This is a genomic window from Streptomyces sp. NEAU-YJ-81, assembly GCF_017592595.1.
Lineage (GTDB): Bacteria > Actinomycetota > Actinomycetes > Streptomycetales > Streptomycetaceae > Streptomyces > Streptomyces hygroscopicus_B.
Genome location: NZ_JAGFNO010000001.1, coordinates 1,038,533 through 1,053,280, shown reverse-complemented (window position 1 = coordinate 1,053,280; position 14,748 = coordinate 1,038,533). Strand labels below are relative to the sequence as shown.

Annotated in this window: 13 protein-coding genes; 3 read left to right on the top strand and 10 right to left on the bottom strand. The window is 72.0% G+C overall.

The annotated features are described in order from the left end of the window. Nucleotides 1-45: 45 nt before the first annotated feature. Nucleotides 46-342, bottom strand: a complete 297-nt coding sequence (locus tag J5X86_RS04595) for an SH3 domain-containing protein (RefSeq protein WP_243979539.1) — start codon at nt 340-342, stop codon at nt 46-48. Nucleotides 343-566: 224 nt separating this feature from the next. Continuing rightward, nucleotides 567-1,754, bottom strand: coding sequence for a lactate 2-monooxygenase (locus J5X86_RS04590; RefSeq protein WP_208515466.1), 1,188 nt, complete (start codon nt 1,752-1,754; stop codon nt 567-569). Between the two features lie 144 nt (nt 1,755-1,898). Between J5X86_RS04590 and J5X86_RS04585 the strand changes: the two genes are divergently transcribed. Further along, nucleotides 1,899-2,528 carry a hypothetical protein gene (locus J5X86_RS04585; RefSeq protein WP_208515465.1) on the top strand — a complete coding sequence of 210 codons (630 nt, stop codon included), beginning with the start codon at nt 1,899-1,901 and terminating at the stop codon, nt 2,526-2,528. A gap of 19 nt (nt 2,529-2,547) precedes the next feature. Here the strand turns inward: J5X86_RS04585 and J5X86_RS04580 are convergent, their stop codons facing one another. Next, nucleotides 2,548-3,417 (bottom strand): alpha/beta fold hydrolase, encoded by an 870-nt coding sequence (locus J5X86_RS04580; protein ID WP_208515464.1) that lies wholly within the window; start codon nt 3,415-3,417, stop codon nt 2,548-2,550. Between the two features lie 758 nt (nt 3,418-4,175). After that, on the bottom strand, nt 4,176-4,868 hold the full coding sequence (locus J5X86_RS04575; protein ID WP_020870546.1) for a metal-dependent transcriptional regulator: 693 nt from the start codon (nt 4,866-4,868) through the stop codon (nt 4,176-4,178). Nucleotides 4,869-5,020: 152 nt separating this feature from the next. On the opposite strand from J5X86_RS04575, the gene J5X86_RS04570 reads away from it, so the two are divergent. Continuing rightward, nucleotides 5,021-5,776 (top strand): SIS domain-containing protein, encoded by a 756-nt coding sequence (locus tag J5X86_RS04570; protein WP_208515463.1) that lies wholly within the window; start codon nt 5,021-5,023, stop codon nt 5,774-5,776. A 222-nt stretch (nt 5,777-5,998) separates the two neighbouring features. Here the strand turns inward: J5X86_RS04570 and J5X86_RS04565 are convergent, their stop codons facing one another. Beyond that, nucleotides 5,999-7,549 carry a PAS domain-containing protein gene (locus J5X86_RS04565; RefSeq protein WP_208515462.1) on the bottom strand — a complete coding sequence of 517 codons (1,551 nt, stop codon included), beginning with the start codon at nt 7,547-7,549 and terminating at the stop codon, nt 5,999-6,001. A gap of 510 nt (nt 7,550-8,059) precedes the next feature. Further along, nucleotides 8,060-8,755, bottom strand: coding sequence for a pyridoxamine 5'-phosphate oxidase (pdxH, locus tag J5X86_RS04560; protein ID WP_243979245.1), 696 nt, complete (start codon nt 8,753-8,755; stop codon nt 8,060-8,062). A 340-nt stretch (nt 8,756-9,095) separates the two neighbouring features. On the opposite strand from pdxH, the gene J5X86_RS04555 reads away from it, so the two are divergent. Next, entirely contained in the window at nt 9,096-10,196 is a 1,101-nt protein-coding gene (locus J5X86_RS04555) for a citrate synthase 2 (protein ID WP_078642052.1), read from the top strand. 96 nt (nt 10,197-10,292) lie between these two features. On the opposite strand, the gene J5X86_RS04550 is transcribed toward J5X86_RS04555, so the two are convergent. The 4 genes from J5X86_RS04550 to J5X86_RS04535 all read right to left on the bottom strand — a co-directional run bounded on the left by J5X86_RS04550 (nt 10,293) and on the right by J5X86_RS04535 (nt 14,736). Then, a complete protein-coding gene (locus tag J5X86_RS04550) occupies nt 10,293-10,928 on the bottom strand; it encodes a TetR/AcrR family transcriptional regulator (protein ID WP_208515461.1) in 636 nt (211 codons plus the stop codon). After that, nucleotides 10,925-11,854, bottom strand: coding sequence for an enoyl-CoA hydratase family protein (locus tag J5X86_RS04545; protein ID WP_208515460.1), 930 nt, complete (start codon nt 11,852-11,854; stop codon nt 10,925-10,927). Before J5X86_RS04545 ends, J5X86_RS04550 begins: the two co-directional genes overlap by 4 nt. Next, nucleotides 11,851-13,434, bottom strand: a complete 1,584-nt coding sequence (locus tag J5X86_RS04540; RefSeq protein WP_208515459.1) for a 4-coumarate--CoA ligase family protein — start codon at nt 13,432-13,434, stop codon at nt 11,851-11,853. Before J5X86_RS04540 ends, J5X86_RS04545 begins: the two co-directional genes overlap by 4 nt. Nucleotides 13,435-13,575: 141 nt before the next feature. After that, nucleotides 13,576-14,736: an acyl-CoA dehydrogenase family protein gene (locus J5X86_RS04535; RefSeq protein WP_208515458.1), complete on the bottom strand. Its 1,161-nt coding sequence runs from the start codon at nt 14,734-14,736 to the stop codon at nt 13,576-13,578. Nucleotides 14,737-14,748 lie beyond the last annotated feature (12 nt).

Genomic DNA, 14,748 nt, shown 5'->3' with positions numbered 1-14,748 from the left:
GGTGTCGCACGAGCCGCCCGCACCTCAACTGCCGTAACGTTCCGGCTAGTCGAGGTACTTGCTGTACACCCAGCCTCTGGTCCCGGGCCGGATTCCGGTCGTCGTCCGCCTGAGGATCTTTCCGTAGGACCAGCTCTTCTCAAAGCCCCGGGTGCGGCAGAAGTACCGGAAGGAATCCCCCCGGTAAAGCGTCCCTATGGCGCGGTACCGCTTTCCCGGTCCGGTACGGAATCGCGCCCCACTGGTGGAGACCTTGAAATTGACATCCGGGGAATTGAACTGACACGCCGATGACCCCACCGCCGACGCCGTTGGCGCCAGGGCCACGGAACCGCCCAGCATCAGCGCCGCCGCGAGCACGACCATCGAGGCTTTACGTTGGATCTTCACGCAATCACCCCCCGTGATCGGTTAATTCACTGCATGATCGGTTAATTCACTGCGCGCCGAAGAGCGTAGCACCCGTCAATCCGGGAGCTCATGACCCGGTAAAGCCCCGACGGTCCCGCGGCGAGTCGCCGGTGTACCGGTGCATCTGACAACAAGTTGAAAGCCGAAGGGAATTGTCAGCCGAGTGCGTCCGGGGTGAGCCGCGCCGCATCCGTATGGCCCGACAGCGCCATCGTCAGCTCGAACTCGGCCAGCAGGGAGCGGATCACATGCTCCACCCCCGGCTGCCCGTCCAGCCCCAGCCCATACGCGTACGGCCGCCCCAGGAGCACCGCGCGGGCGCCGAGGGCGAGCGCCTTGAACACATCGTCACCGGTGCGCACCCCGCTGTCGAAGAGCACCGCGAGCCGGTCGCCGACCGCCGCCGCCACCCCCGGCAGCGCGTCGGCCGCCCCGATGGAGCCACCCACTTGGCGGCCGCCGTGGTTGGACACGACGACGCCGTCCATCCCCGCCTGCTCCGCGCGCCGGGCGTCGTCGGGGTGCAACACCCCCTTCAGCACGATCGGGCCGTCCCAGTGCTCACGCAGAAACGCCAGGTCCTCCCAGGTCTTCCCGGGGTCGCCGAACATCTGCACAAAGTGCAGCACCGCGGCGTCCCGGTCCTCGTGGACCGGTTTGGCGAGCCCGGCCTGGAACGCCGGATCGGTGAAGTAGTTGGCGGTTCCCACACCGCGCAGAAACGGCAGATACGCCTGGTCGAGATCGCGCGGCCGCCAGGCCAGCAGCGGGGTGTCGAGGGTCACCACAAGGGCCGTGAAACCACACGTCCTCGCCCGGTCCAGAAAGCTCCTGGTGACCTCGCGGTCCTTGCCCCAGTAGAGCTGGAACCACCGCTCGCCGTCCCCCATCGCCTCCGCCACCCGCTCCATCGGCGTACTGGACGCCGAGGACAGGATGAACGGCACGCCCTGCGCCGCGGCGGCCCGCGCCGCCGCGCATTCGGCATCCGGGTGCATGATCGACAGCACGCCGATGGGCGCGAGCGCGAGCGGCGCGGGCAGCCGGGTGCCCAGCAGCTCGACCGACAGATTCCGCCGCCGTACGTCACGGAGCATCCGCGGCACGATCCGATGCCGGTCCAGCGCCGCCCGGTTGGCCCGCTCGGTGCTGCCATTGCCCGCGCTGCCCGCGACATAGCCCACCGGCCCGGGCCCCAGCCGGGCCTCGGCCAGCTCCTCGAGCCGGGTCAGATCGGCGGGCAGCCGGGGAACGGCGCCGGTCATCCCGTTCAGATAGATCTCGTACTGAAATGCCGCCCAGTCCCTGCCGGGTTCCGGATCCGTGATGTCGCCGCCGATCATGTGCTTCCCTTCACCTGTCCATTACTGGTCAATTTCCCATTGCCGCAAGGGAGTAGAGGACTCGTAGGATCAACGAACCGTCGGTCGCGTTCAAGGGATCACACCGGAACGCGACGGAGACAGTTCCCGCATTGGAGTTCCACCGTGCCACTGACCAAGACAACGTGGCTGCGGGGCGGCGCGCCCGTCGCCGTACTGGCTCTCACCCTGACCGCGTGCGGACCATTCGGGGAAAAGGGCGATACATCCGAGAAAGCGCGGCACACATCCCGCTCGGAGGCCGCCGACGGAGATCAGGGTGGGGCGCAGACGGTGGGGATGCGGTCGGGGGGTGGGTTGTTCTGGCCGGGTCAGACCGGTACGCGTCCGTTCAAGGAGGACACCGGGGTCGAGCCCACGTATCGGATCGCGGCGCAGAAGGTCGACATCGGCACGGCGGACGAGGCGAAGGCGCTGGCGCCGGACCCGGCAGCCGCCAAGGGCTTGGTGCCCGCAGTCGCCTATGTGAAGTACACCCATCTGCGCGGGGCCACCGTGCGGGAGTATCCGCGGGTCGGGGACTACGCGGAGGTGTACGCGGACGGCCGGCGGGGAGCGAAGGTCGTGGGCGATGCCGGGCGGCCCAAGGGCTGCGCGGACCCGGACGAGATCAAGGACTGGAAGAACGGTCAGAGCTATCTGCTCTGCACCACCTTCCTGATTCCCGCACGGGCCAGGGAGGTCGATGTCATGTGGACGGAGGTCGGCGGCGAGCCGTTCACCTGGGCGTTCTGAACCGGGGGTCGCGCCGCCGTCAGACGGGCAGGGCCGAGGCCAGGAACGGCTCCACGGCGCGGCGCCAGCCGTCCGGCTGGTCGTAGTGGACGAGATGGCCCGCGTCCACCACCTCCGCATACTGCCCGCGCGGCAGGACGCGGACCATCTCCTGCGCCTCCGCACGGCCCAGCTCGCCGTCCAGCCCGCGGACGACCAGGGTGGGGCACTCGACCAGCGCGAGCTCTTCCCAATGGGCGTCCTGGATCCAGGTCTCACGGGCCTTCAGCATCTGGCGGCAGGAGAATGCCGGGCGCCAGCCGTCCGAACGCTCGGCCATGACCTCGGCGAAGAAATCGCCCCGGGCCGGATTCGGCCGCTCCAGCGTCGGATCGTCCTCACCGAACCACTTGCGCACATCGGCGAGGGTCGCGAACGGCACCGGCCAGGAGCGGAACCATTCGGCCCACTCGCGCTGTGAGGCGGCGCCGAGGGCCGAGGCGCGCATATCGCAGATGACCAGCGCCCGGACCAGATCGGGGCGGCGGGCCGCGAGCTGCCAGGCGGTGAGGGCGCCCATGGCATGACCGATCAGGGTCACGGGGGCGAGGCCGAGCTGCTCCACGGCCGCCTCGGCATCGTCCACATAGGTGGAGCGGTCGAAGGGCCCCTCGGCCGGCTTGTCGCTGCGGCCATGGCCGCGCTGGTCGAGGGCGACCGCCCGATGGCGGGTGGAGAGCCAGCGGGCCGTCTCCGCCCAGTGGGCCGCCCGGCCCAGCAGCCCATGGAGCAAGAGCACTCCGGGGCCCCGCGCTCCCTCACGGCCAGCGCCTGCCTTGGGCGGATCGGTGAACTCCCAGGCGGCGAGCCGCACGCCGCCGGTCCCGCTCACCTCGATGCGTCGCACCATGTGGTCTGGCACCTCCAGCCCTCTCTCGAACACCCTCACAGTATCGAACTCATATTCGAACACGGTGCTGTTACGTCCAACACCCCTCGTTCGAGTGACCACCGTCAGGGGTTGATCGTCTGTGCCATGGGGAGACAGCTAGCGGGAGGCGGACTGCTCGGGGAAGGGAGTCCGCGGGGGACGACCCTGAGAGCTCGGGGCTCCGGGTCACCAGGGCTCCGGGTCGCACCGGCCGCGTTCGCGCGGTCCGTGCGGCCCGGGGCCCAGCGGGGGGACATGGGGAAGCGGAGCCCCGGCACCTGACGGCACCGGGGCCCTCGCTGAAGAACTCCCCCTCGGCGGCACAGCCTCTCGGGCCCACCGCGGCCCCCTCCCCTGACGGCCTGCGCGTCAGCGACAGCGTCGCACGCGTCGGCCCCGCCCGCTCGGTTTCTCTCGACTCCGGTTTCGGGAAAATCCGTCGTCGCAGGTCGTGACGGCCGAATCGACTGAACGGGGTGTATCGGTCAGCGTGTCGAAGCGCGCGAGGGTGTGCGGGGGTGTATGCGCGAGGCGTTGGGGCGCCGGGTCCCCGGGTCAGGAGCGGGGCGGGTCGGAGCGTCCGCGCGCCGCGCGCCGGGGGTCGGAACGCGGTCGAAACGGTGGGGTCGGGGGAATCTCTGGAGGTCGAGGATCAGGGCAGGGGTCGGGGATTCAGGGTCTGGAACAAGGCAGGGAGGTCGGGAGCCAGGATGAGAGAAGCTCGCGCCCGGCCTGGGTCAGCGCTTGGCCACGAAGACATGCGAGGCGATCTCCGCCTCCAGCTCCGCCGCCTCACCGCTGCTGCCGACCAGCACCCCGCCCGGCGACTCCGTGACGCTCACCACGGAGCCCGGCTGCACCCCGGCCCGCCGCAGCGTGTACATCACCTGGGCGTCGGCCTGGATGGGCTCGCCGATGCGGCGCACCACCACCGTCTTGCCCTCCGAGCCGGGCTCCAGCTCACGCAGGCTCACCATGGACTCGTCCAGGAACGGATCGGCCTCGGCCTTCTCGCCCAGCTCCTCCAGGCCCGGAATCGGGTTGCCGTAAGGCGACTCGGTCGGATGGCGGAGCAGCTCCAGCACGCGCCGCTCCACCGCCTCGCTCATCACATGCTCCCAGCGGCACGCCTCGGCGTGGACCTGCTCCCACTCCAGCCCGATCACATCGACGAGCAGGCACTCGGCGAGCCGGTGCTTGCGCATCACCCGCGTGGCCAGCCGGCGGCCCTCCTCGGTCAGCTCCAGATGACGGTCGCCCGCGACCGTGACCAGCCCGTCGCGCTCCATTCGCGCCACCGTCTGGCTGACCGTCGGGCCGCTCTGCTCGAGCCGCTCCGCGATCCGGGCGCGCATGGGGACCACGCCCTCCTCCTCGAGCTCGAGGATGGTGCGGAGATACATCTCCGTGGTGTCGATCAGTCCGGACATGCGTGCCCCTCGAAGTGTCGTGCGGTGGCCCTCAGCCAATTCTGACGCATCCCGCCGACAACGGGGCCGAGACGGCCTCTTCCGTCGCATGGGACCGGGCTGCTATTGACAGCGTCATGATCGGAAACCCCCACAGGGAAGGCGACGCGTTGATGAACGAGTCCAAACCGGCCGGGCAATTCTTCGACGCGGCCATCGGCCTGCTGCGGCAGGTGCGGGACGAGGAGGGCGAGCATATCGCCGCGGCGGGCAGCCTGATCGCCGATACCGTCGCCGCGGGCGGCCGCCTCTTCGCGTTCGGCGCCGGGCACTCCTCCCTGCCGGCGCAGGACGTCGTCTACCGCGCGGGCGGGCTCGCGCTGATGAACCTGCTGCCGGTGCCGGGTGTGGTGGGCGTGGACGTCATGCCCGCCACCCTCGGCAGCGCGCTGGAACGCGTCGACGGGCTCGCCACGACCGTCCTCGACAGCAGTCCGCTCCGGTCCGGGGACCTGCTGGTCGTGATCTCGCTGTCCGGGCGCAACGCCCTGCCCGTGGAGATGGCGATGAGCGCTCGGGAGCGCGGTGTCAGGGTGATCGGGGTGACCTCGGTCGGCTACGCGACCGGCACGACCTCGCGCAACTCCTCCGGTGGCTTCCTCAAGGACCAGTGCGATCTGGTCATCGACAACAAGATCGCGATCGGGGACGCGGAACTCACGGTGGACGGCGTCGGCGCGCCCTTCGCGCCCGCGTCCACCGTCGTGACGAGCGCGATCATGCAGTCCATGGTGGCGGCCGGGGTCGCGGAACTGGCCGAGCGGGGAATCGAGCCGCCCATGCTCAGGTCGGGGAACGTGGACGGCGGGCATGAGTGGAACCGCAAGGTGATGACCGAGTACGGGGACCGGATCTTCTACCGAAGGTAAGACCCTCGCCGGGAGCCTTTACCGGTGGTGAGCTCCTACGGGCGGTGGTCCCCGCCGGTGAGCGCGCAGCGGGGGTGGCTTCCCCCACCCCGCCCCTTCCCGAATCCGGGCCCCGGCCCCCGGCCGGGGCCCCGCTCCTCAAACGCCGGAGGGGCTGGATTGGCCGCGGGCGGCGGGCGCGCGGCGCCTCCCGGCCCGGGACGTCAGTGGCGGCGCGGGGCGTCAGCGGCGGCCCATGGCCAGGTCCACCGAGGCCGCGACGCGGGCCGCGACGTCCTCCGCGTACGCCGCGTCCGTACGGTCGAAGGCCCGGCGGCTGGAGGTGCGCAGGAAGGTGACCACGCCGAGGGTGCGGCCGCGGCTGCGCAGCACCGCGCAGAGGCCATGCACCGTGCCCTCCGGCCATTTTCGGGTCACCGCCCACTGGGCCGCCGCGGGCTCGTCCGAGCGTCTCGTGCTCGCCCGTACCGAACCGCAGCGGTCGACCGCCTGGAGCGCCGGATGGCCCTCCGGGTAGCCCAGCGGGATGCCGCCCGGGACGACGGGCGGGCAGGGGCCGGGTGCGCCGGTGGGCGTGGCCGCCGCCCGGACGAGCCGGACCCGGTCCGCCGGGTCGCCCGGCGGCGGGTCCAGGACCAGGTCGATCAGGGCGTGATCGGCGAAGCCCACCAGCGCGAAGTCCAGATGGGCCGAGGCCGCCTCCATCGGGTCCTCGCATTCGGCCGCCGCCCGCGCCGCCCGGTGCAGCTGGTTGCCCCGGAAGCGCATCCGGGCGCTCTCCTGCTCCCGGCCCTTCGCCTCCGTCACGTCCTGGAAGATCCAGGCCACGCCGAGCGGCACCGGCTCCTCGGTGAGCGGCGAGGCCAGCCGGAGGAAGCCGCTGCGCCAGCAGCGGTGCCGCGCCGCCGCACCGGCCTCGCCGCGGTCGGCTCCCTCACCGCGCACCGCCTCGTCGTCGTCGAGCAGTTCGTAGCGCACGCTGTCCGCGCCCTCGAAGCCGTCCGCCGCGTCGGCGTCCCGCAGCGTCACCCACAGCTCGGTGGGCGCCGGGGGCGCGCCCTCCGCCAGGACGTGCTGCAGCGCGGCCTCCGCCTCCTCGACGCCCTGGTCCAGGAAGTCGCCCAGCGGCCGGCCGGGCGCGGCCTTACGGGCCGTACGCAGCGCGCCCGCGGCGCTGGCGTTGACGACGGCCACCCGCAGATCCGCGTCGACCAGGACCACGTTCCACGACGCGTCCTCCAGGAGCGCCTCGCTCAGCGCGATCGACCGCTCCAGGTCGACCTGCGCGTGCACCTCGCTGAAGGCGCAGTAGACCCCGGCCGGGTGACCGTCCGCGCCCGCCACCGCCGAGGACTGCGTGCGGACCAGGACCCGGCCGCCGTCCTTGGTCAGCAGCGCGAACTCGTGCACCCGGCGTCCCGTGGCGCCCATGGCCTCCGTAAGGCGCGCGTCGACGTCCCGTGCGTCCCCTGGGCGGGCGGCCCAGCCGCCCAGCCCCTTACGCCCGACCGCCTCCGCCGCCGTCCAGCCGAGGATGCGCTCGGCCTCGTGGTTCCAGTGGGTCACCGTGCCGTCGGCATCGAACGCGCACAGGGCGGCGTCCATCCCGTCGAGCAGCGCCGCGAGCAGTTCGGAGTCGGGCCGCTCGGGCCCGTCCGGGCACTCGGGCCGGACGGACGCCGACGCGGCGGCGCCCGCCTGTCCGGGGACCCCCCGCGAGGATCGGGCGGAACGCGCTGGCCCCGCGGGTTCGGAACGTTGTGAAGCGCTCACCTGAGACCCCTTGCTCGACGTGGCTGTCTGTTGTGGGGCACGTCGGACATTGAACTCGAACGTGACACGCGCCACACCGCATTCGTCGAAATCGTTGCCACACGGAAATTCGCTTGTGTGTGGCAGGAGGCGCTTCTTAGGCTTGCGGTACACGAGAAGGGAGGTGGTTCGGCAGATGTATGAAATCCGGACGCGTGAGGTGACTGCGGGCTAGCAGTCCGTCGTCGCGCTCTGCGCATCGCCGGACTGGCGCACGAAAGAGGTGCGCAGCCGGCCAATCCCATGCAGTCACCCGACCCGCGGGTCGCCGGTACGTCCGACCGGCCCCCTTCCGCCTCAGGGCGTCAGGGGTAAAGACCCGCGGGTTGTCCGCGTTTTCGGGGCTCTTCACGGGCCTCAGGGCTCTTCAGGGGTACGCCTCAGGGGCTTGTTCTAGCAGCCTCACGGGCGTGTTCTCGGCGGCCTTACGGTCCTCACCGACCCGAGCGCCGCCCTCCGCACGCGCCTCCCCTACGGGTACAGCCGCTCCACCCGCCAGCCCTCCTCATCGGCCAGCCGGACGTACCGCAGCCGGTCGTGCAGCCGGTTCTCCCGGCCCTGCCAGAACTCCACCGCCTCCGGCACCACCCGGAACCCGCCCCACTCCGGCGGCACCGGCACCTGCTCCCCCGGCGGATAGCGGTCCGCCAGCTCCTCGTACGAGCGGTCCAGCTCCTCCCGCGAGCCCACCACCGAGGACTGCGTGCTCGCCCACGCCCCGAGCTGCGAGCCGTGCGGCCGGGTCCGGAAGTACGCCGCCGTCTCGTCCCGCCCGGTGCGCCGCGCGGTGCCCGTGACGATCACCTGCCGGGCGATGGGATGCCAGGGGAAGAGCAGCGCGACATGCGGGTTCTCGCCCAGCTCACGGCCCTTGCGGGAGCCGTAGTTGGTATAGAAGACGAAGCCGCGCTCGTCGAAGCTCTTCATCAGGACGGTGCGGGAGCTGGGGCGGCCCGCCGCGTCGGCCGTCGAGACGATCATGGCGTTCGGTTCGAAGAGCCCGCTGCCGACCGCGTCCTCGAACCACCGGGTGAACTGCCGGAACGGATCGCCCGCGAGATCCGCCTCGTCGAAGCCGGCCGCGCGGTAGTGCTCGCGCATGGCGGCCGGGTCGTACGTACGCGCGGAGGAAGCCGAGGGCTCCGAGTCAACGTGAGGCACGGGCATATCTTGCAACATCATCGGTCCTTCGCACGGGCTGCCCCGGAAGAGCGATCTCCCTCCCCCGCCTTACCGCCCCGTAACCCTCCCGCGACGCGCACCGCGTGTGCCGCTTCTCACGCTTCCCCGTGGCGAGCGCACGCACCAGACTGAGGCTGACCATGCGCCTGTCGGCGCCTGGCAGGCACCACCCCCCGTGTCCTGGAGGTCACTCCCCGCCGCGGTTGGGTGACCACTACCCGCACGGGGCACATCACCGGAGTGACCGGTACGGACCGCGAGCCGTGTCAGGCGGCCGCGTAACCGTTCCGGCACCGCCGTCGTCCGCAGCATGAGGAGCCGCCTGATGTCCGACTTCGTACCCGGACTCGAAGGAGTCGTCGCGTTCGAGACGGAGATCGCCGAACCCGACAAGGAAGGCGGCGCGCTGCGCTACCGAGGCGTGGACATCGAGGACCTGGTGGGCCATGTCTCCTTCGGGAACGTGTGGGGTCTGCTGGTCGACGGTGCCTTCAACCCGGGGCTGCCGGCCGCCGAGCCGTTCCCCATCCCGGTCCACTCCGGGGACGTCCGGGTCGACGTCCAGTCCGCGCTGGCCATGCTCGCGCCCGTCTGGGGCCTCAAACCGCTGCTGGACATCGACGCGGAGCAGGCCCGTGAGGACCTGGCGCGCGCGGCCGTGATGGCGCTGTCCTACGTCGCCCAGTCGGCCCGCGGCCAGGGGAAGCCGATGGTGCCGCAGCGGGAGATCGACAAGGCCGGGACCATCGTGGAGCGCTTCATGCGGCGCTGGCGCGGTGAGCCGGACCCCAAGCATGTCGCCGCCGTGGACGCGTACTGGACCTCGGCGGCCGAGCACGGGATGAACGCCTCCACCTTCACCGCCCGCGTCATCGCCTCCACCGGCGCCGATGTCGCCGCCGCGCTCTCCGGCGCGGTGGGCGCCATGTCGGGGCCGCTGCACGGCGGCGCGCCCTCCCGGGTGCTCGGCATGATCGAGGAGATCGAGCGCACCGGGGACGCCACCGGCTACGTCCGGCAGGCCCTCGACCGGGGCGAGCGGCTGATGGGCTTCGGCCACCGCGTCTACCGCGCCGAGGACCCGCGGGCGCGGGTGCTGCGGCGCACCGCGAAGGAGCTGGGCGCGCCGCGCTTCGAGGTCGCCGAGGCGCTGGAGCGGGCCGCCCTGGACGAGCTGCACAACCGGCGGCCGGACCGGGTGCTGGCCACGAACGTGGAGTTCTGGGCGGCCATCGTGCTGGACTTCGCCGAGGTCCCGGCGCCCATGTTCACCTCGATGTTCACCTGCGCCCGCACGGCGGGCTGGAGCGCGCACATCCTGGAGCAGAAGCGGACGGGCCGTCTGGTCCGGCCGTCGGCCCGGTATGTCGGCCCCGGCACGCGCAGCCCGCACGAGATCGACGGGTACGGGGACACCAAGCGGTAGTTCGGGCGGCGAGGGGTTGCGCGGAAGCCCGAGCTGCGGCTCGGGAGCCGAGCCGCAGCCCAGGAGCCGAGCCCAGCCCAGGAGCCAAGCCCTGGCTCAGGAGGCGGCCGGGGAAGGGTGGCCGGGGTCCTGCGGGGTCAGGATCATCTCCAGGATTGCCGACCACTGGGCCACCACCCGCTCCCGGCGGTGGCCGTCGTCCGTCAGGAGGTTGGCCAGGCCCAGGCCGCGTCCCATGTCGAGCAGGCCCTGGACGGCCTCCCGGACGCCCGGCACCGACTCGTCGGCGCCCAGCAGCTCCACGGCCATCCGATGGGTCTCCCGGCCGATCTTCGCCTCCAGGGCGGTCACCCGGGCACCCAGTTGCTCCTCGTACGAGGCCGCCACCCATAGCTGGAGGGCGGCCCGGAAGAGCGGGCCGGTGTAGAGGGTGATCAGCGCCTCGACCACCGTGTGGACGCGGCCCTCCCCATGCGGGGCGGGGAGGGCGCGCAGCTCCGCCGAGCGCTCCTCGGCGACATGCTCGACGGCGGCCGTGAAGAGGTCCTCACGGGTCGGGAAGTGATGCTGGGCCGCGCCCCGCGACACCCCGGCCCGCTCGGCGACCACCGCGACCGTGGACCCTGCCCAGCCGCGCTCGGCGAGGCAGGCCACGGCGGCCTCCAGCAGCCGCCTGCGGGTCGCGCGGCTGCGGTCCTGCTTGGGGTCGCGCAGTGCCGTACGGGGGGTCATCGGGACGCCCCCGCGGCCCCGGCGTCCGGCGTGGCCCCAGCGTCCCCCGTAGCCCCGGCGTCCCCCGCGGCCTGAGCGTTCGGCGCCGCGTCGGCCGTGGCCCCCGCGTCGGCCGCCGCCTCCCGCGCCCACACCGGCTCGCGCCGCTCCAGGAACGCCGTCATGCCCTCCCGGGCCTCCTCGGAGGCGAAGAGCCGGGCCGACAGCGCGGCCAGCGCTTCGCCGTCCCGGTCGAAGGCGCGCAGCACATCGGCGGTCACCAGCCGCTTGGACTCGGCGAGGCCCTGCGGGGAGCCCCGGCGCAGCCCGTCGAGGACGGGCGCCAGCGCCTCGTCCGCGTCGCCCTCCGGGTCCGCGATCGTCACCAGCCCGATCCTGGCCGCCTCGGCGGCGTCGAACCGCTCGCCAGTGAGGTAGTAGCGGGCCGCCGCGCGCCGGTCCAGCCGGGGCAGCAGCGGCATCGATATGACGGCCGGGGCGAGGCCGAGCCGCGCCTCGGTGAAGGCGAAGCCGGCGCCGCGCCCGGCCGCCGAGATGTCGCAGGCTCCGAGCAGCCCGAGCCCACCGGCCCGCACATGTCCGGTGACGTGTGCGACGACCGGCTTGGGCAGCTCCACGATCGACCGCAACAGCGCCACCAGTCCGGCCGCACCGGACGCCGAGGGCGGTTCGCTCAGATCCGCGCCCGCGCAGAAGGTGGTGCCGGTGTGGGTGAGCAGCACCGCCCGGACGCGGTCGTCCCGCCCGGCCGCCGCCAGCGCCTCGCGCAACTCGGCGACCAGGCGCGTCGAGAGGGCGTTGCGGTTGTGCGGCGAGTCCAGGGTGAGGGTGGTGATACCGCGCGCGAAGGCGGACCGTACGAGAGGCATGGGCACCGCGGTGGGGTCTCCGGTCAGCGGGCCATCGGTCGTGGGGCCGTCGGTCATGGGGTGGTCGAACTCCTTTCCCTGGCGCGCAGTTCACGCCTCAGGATCTTGCCGGTGGCCGAGCGCGGCACGGTGTCCGTGAACTCCACGCGGCGCACCTTCTTGTACGGGGCCACCTGTCCGGCAACGTACGCGATCAGGTCGTCCGCCGAGATCCGGGTCCCGGGCCGGCGCACCACATACGCCTTGGGGATCTCGTTGCCCGCCCCGTCCGTCACCCCGATCACGGCGGCGTCGGCGACGGCCTCATGGGCGAGCAGCACGGCCTCCAGGTCGGCCGGGGCGACCTGATAGCCCTTGTACTTGATCAACTCCTTCACCCGGTCCACCACATACAGCCAGCCGTCCGCGTCCACATGCCCGACGTCGCCGGTGTGCAGCCAGCCCTCGGCGTCGATCATGGCGTCGGTGTCCTCGGGGCGGCCGAGATAGCCCTTCATCACCTGCGGTCCGCGGATGACGATCTCGCCGTCCTCGCCCACGGCCAGGTCCTCGCCGGTTTCCGGGGCCACGATGCGCATCTCGGTGCTCGGAAGCAGCTTTCCGACCGTCCCCGGTGGTGCGTTCTTCGCGTCGCGCGGCACCAGATGGCAGCCCGGCGACAGCTCCGTCATCCCGAACGCCTGCAGCAGCGGCGGTACGCCGAGCCGCCGGGCGCACGCCTCCGCGAGCCGGGCGTCCAGCGGGGCCGCCGCGCTCAGCACGTACCGCACCGACGACAGGTCATGGCCGTCCACCGCCGGATGCTTGGCGAGCGCGAGCACGATCGGCGGGGCCACATAGAGCGCCTGGGCCCGGTGCTTCTCGATGGCGGCGAGGAAGGTGTCGAGTTCGAAGCGGGGCAGCACGATCACCGTGGCGCCCTTGCGGAGCGGTGCGTTCATGAGCGCCGTAAGGCCGTAACTGTGGAAGAACGGCAGGACCGCCAGCACCCGCTCCCCCGGCTGGTTGGGGACCAGCGTCTCCACCTGCGCGAGGTTGGTGGAGACGTTGCGGTGGGTGAGCATCACGCCCTTGGGGGTGCCGGTGGTACCGGAGGAGTACGGCAGCACCGCGATGTCCTGGGCCGGGTCGATCGCCACCACCGGTTCGGGCGCGGTGCTCCTCATCATGGAGCGCAGCGAACGATGGCCGCTCGCCTCATCGCAGACGAAGATCTCCCGTACCCCGCCCGCCCGTTCGGCGGCCTGCCGTGCCACGCCGAGCAGCGCCGAGACGGTGATGACCCAGGACGCGGCCGCGTCCCGGAGCTGCTTGGCGAACTCCTCCGGCGTCGCCAGCGGATGCACCGTGGTGACCGCTGCCCCGGTGCGGGTCGCGCCATAGAAGGCCGGTGGGTACATGATCGAGTTGGGGCTGTGCAGTGCCACCACATCGCCCTTGCGCACCCCCGCCTCGGCCAGCGCGGCCCCGATCCGGCGCGATGCCCGATCCAGCGCGGCATAGCTCAGGGCCGCCCCGGTCACGCCGTCCACCAGCGCGGTCAGGTCGCCGAACTCCTCGGCCGCGCGGGCCAGTACGGCGTCGTGGATGGGCAGATCGACAGGCGGGACATCGGGATACTCGCTGCGCAGCACCATGGCCGTTCCCCTCAGCTCTGATGGACCTACCTGTCCGTTCTGCCCAGCTCGTGAGACCGGTACGGCGGCGTCCGGTACAACGCCCGTAAGGCCGGTACGGCGCCTCCGGCAGGCCCTCGCAGCGGAAGGCTCAGCGAGAGGTCAGTACGACTTCGGCAGCCCCAGGGTCTGGTGGGAGACGTAGTTGAGGATCATCTCCCGACTGACGGGGGCGATCCGGGCCACCCGAGCGGCCGTGATCAGCCGGGCCAGCCCGTACTCGACGGTCAGGCCGTTGCCGCCGAGGGTGTGCACGGCCTGGTCCACCGCCCTCACCGTGGCCTCCCCGGCCGCGTACTTGGCCATGTTGGCGGCCTCGCCCGCGCCCGCGTCATCGCCCGTGTCGTAGAGGTACGCCGCCTTCGCCATCATCAGCCGGGCCAGCTCCAGTTCGATATGGGCCTGGGCGAGGGGGTGGGCGATCGCCTGGTGGGCGCCGATGGGCTCCTTCCACACCTGGCGGGTGCGGGCGTAGTCGACGGCCCTGTCGAGCGCGTAGCGGCCCATCCCCAGCCCGAACGCCGCCGTCATGATGCGCTCCGGGTTGAGCCCCGCGAAAAGCTGGAGCAGCCCAGCGTCCTCGTCGCCCACCAGCGCGTCGGCGGGCAGCCGTACGTCGTCCAGCACCACCTCGAACTGCTTCTCCGCGGCGGCCAGTTCCATGGGGATGTGGTGGTGGGAGAAGCCGTGCGCCTCGCGCGGGACGATGAACAAGCAGGGCTTGAGCTTCCCGGTCCGGGCGTCCTCGGTGCGGCCGACGATCAGGGTCGCGTCGGCGATGTCCACGCCCGAGATGAAGACCTTACGGCCGTTGAGTATCCAGCCGCCGCCCTCCTCCCGGCGGGCGGTGGTGGTGATGCGGTGCGAGTTGGATCCGGCGTCGGGCTCGGTGATGCCGAAGGCCATGGTGAGGCTGCCGTCGGCCAGACCGGGCAGCCAGCGCTCCTTCTGCTCGGCGGTGCCGAACCGGGCGATGACGGTGCCGCAGATGGCGGGCGAGACGACCAGCATGAGCAGCGGGCAGCCCGCGGCGCCCAGCTCCTCCAGGACGATGGACAGCTCGGTGATGCCGCCGCCCCCGCCGCCGTACTCCTCGGGGAGGTTGACGCCGAGATAGCCGAGCTTGCCTGCCTCGGCCCACAGTTGGCGAACGCCGTCGCGCTCCTGGGGGCCGCCCGGGGCGTGTCCCTTGGCGAACGACGACACCGCCGCGCGGAGCGCCACGCGCTCCGGGGTGTCCACGGGCGTATGCGGGCTGGTCATGGACGGCTCCTC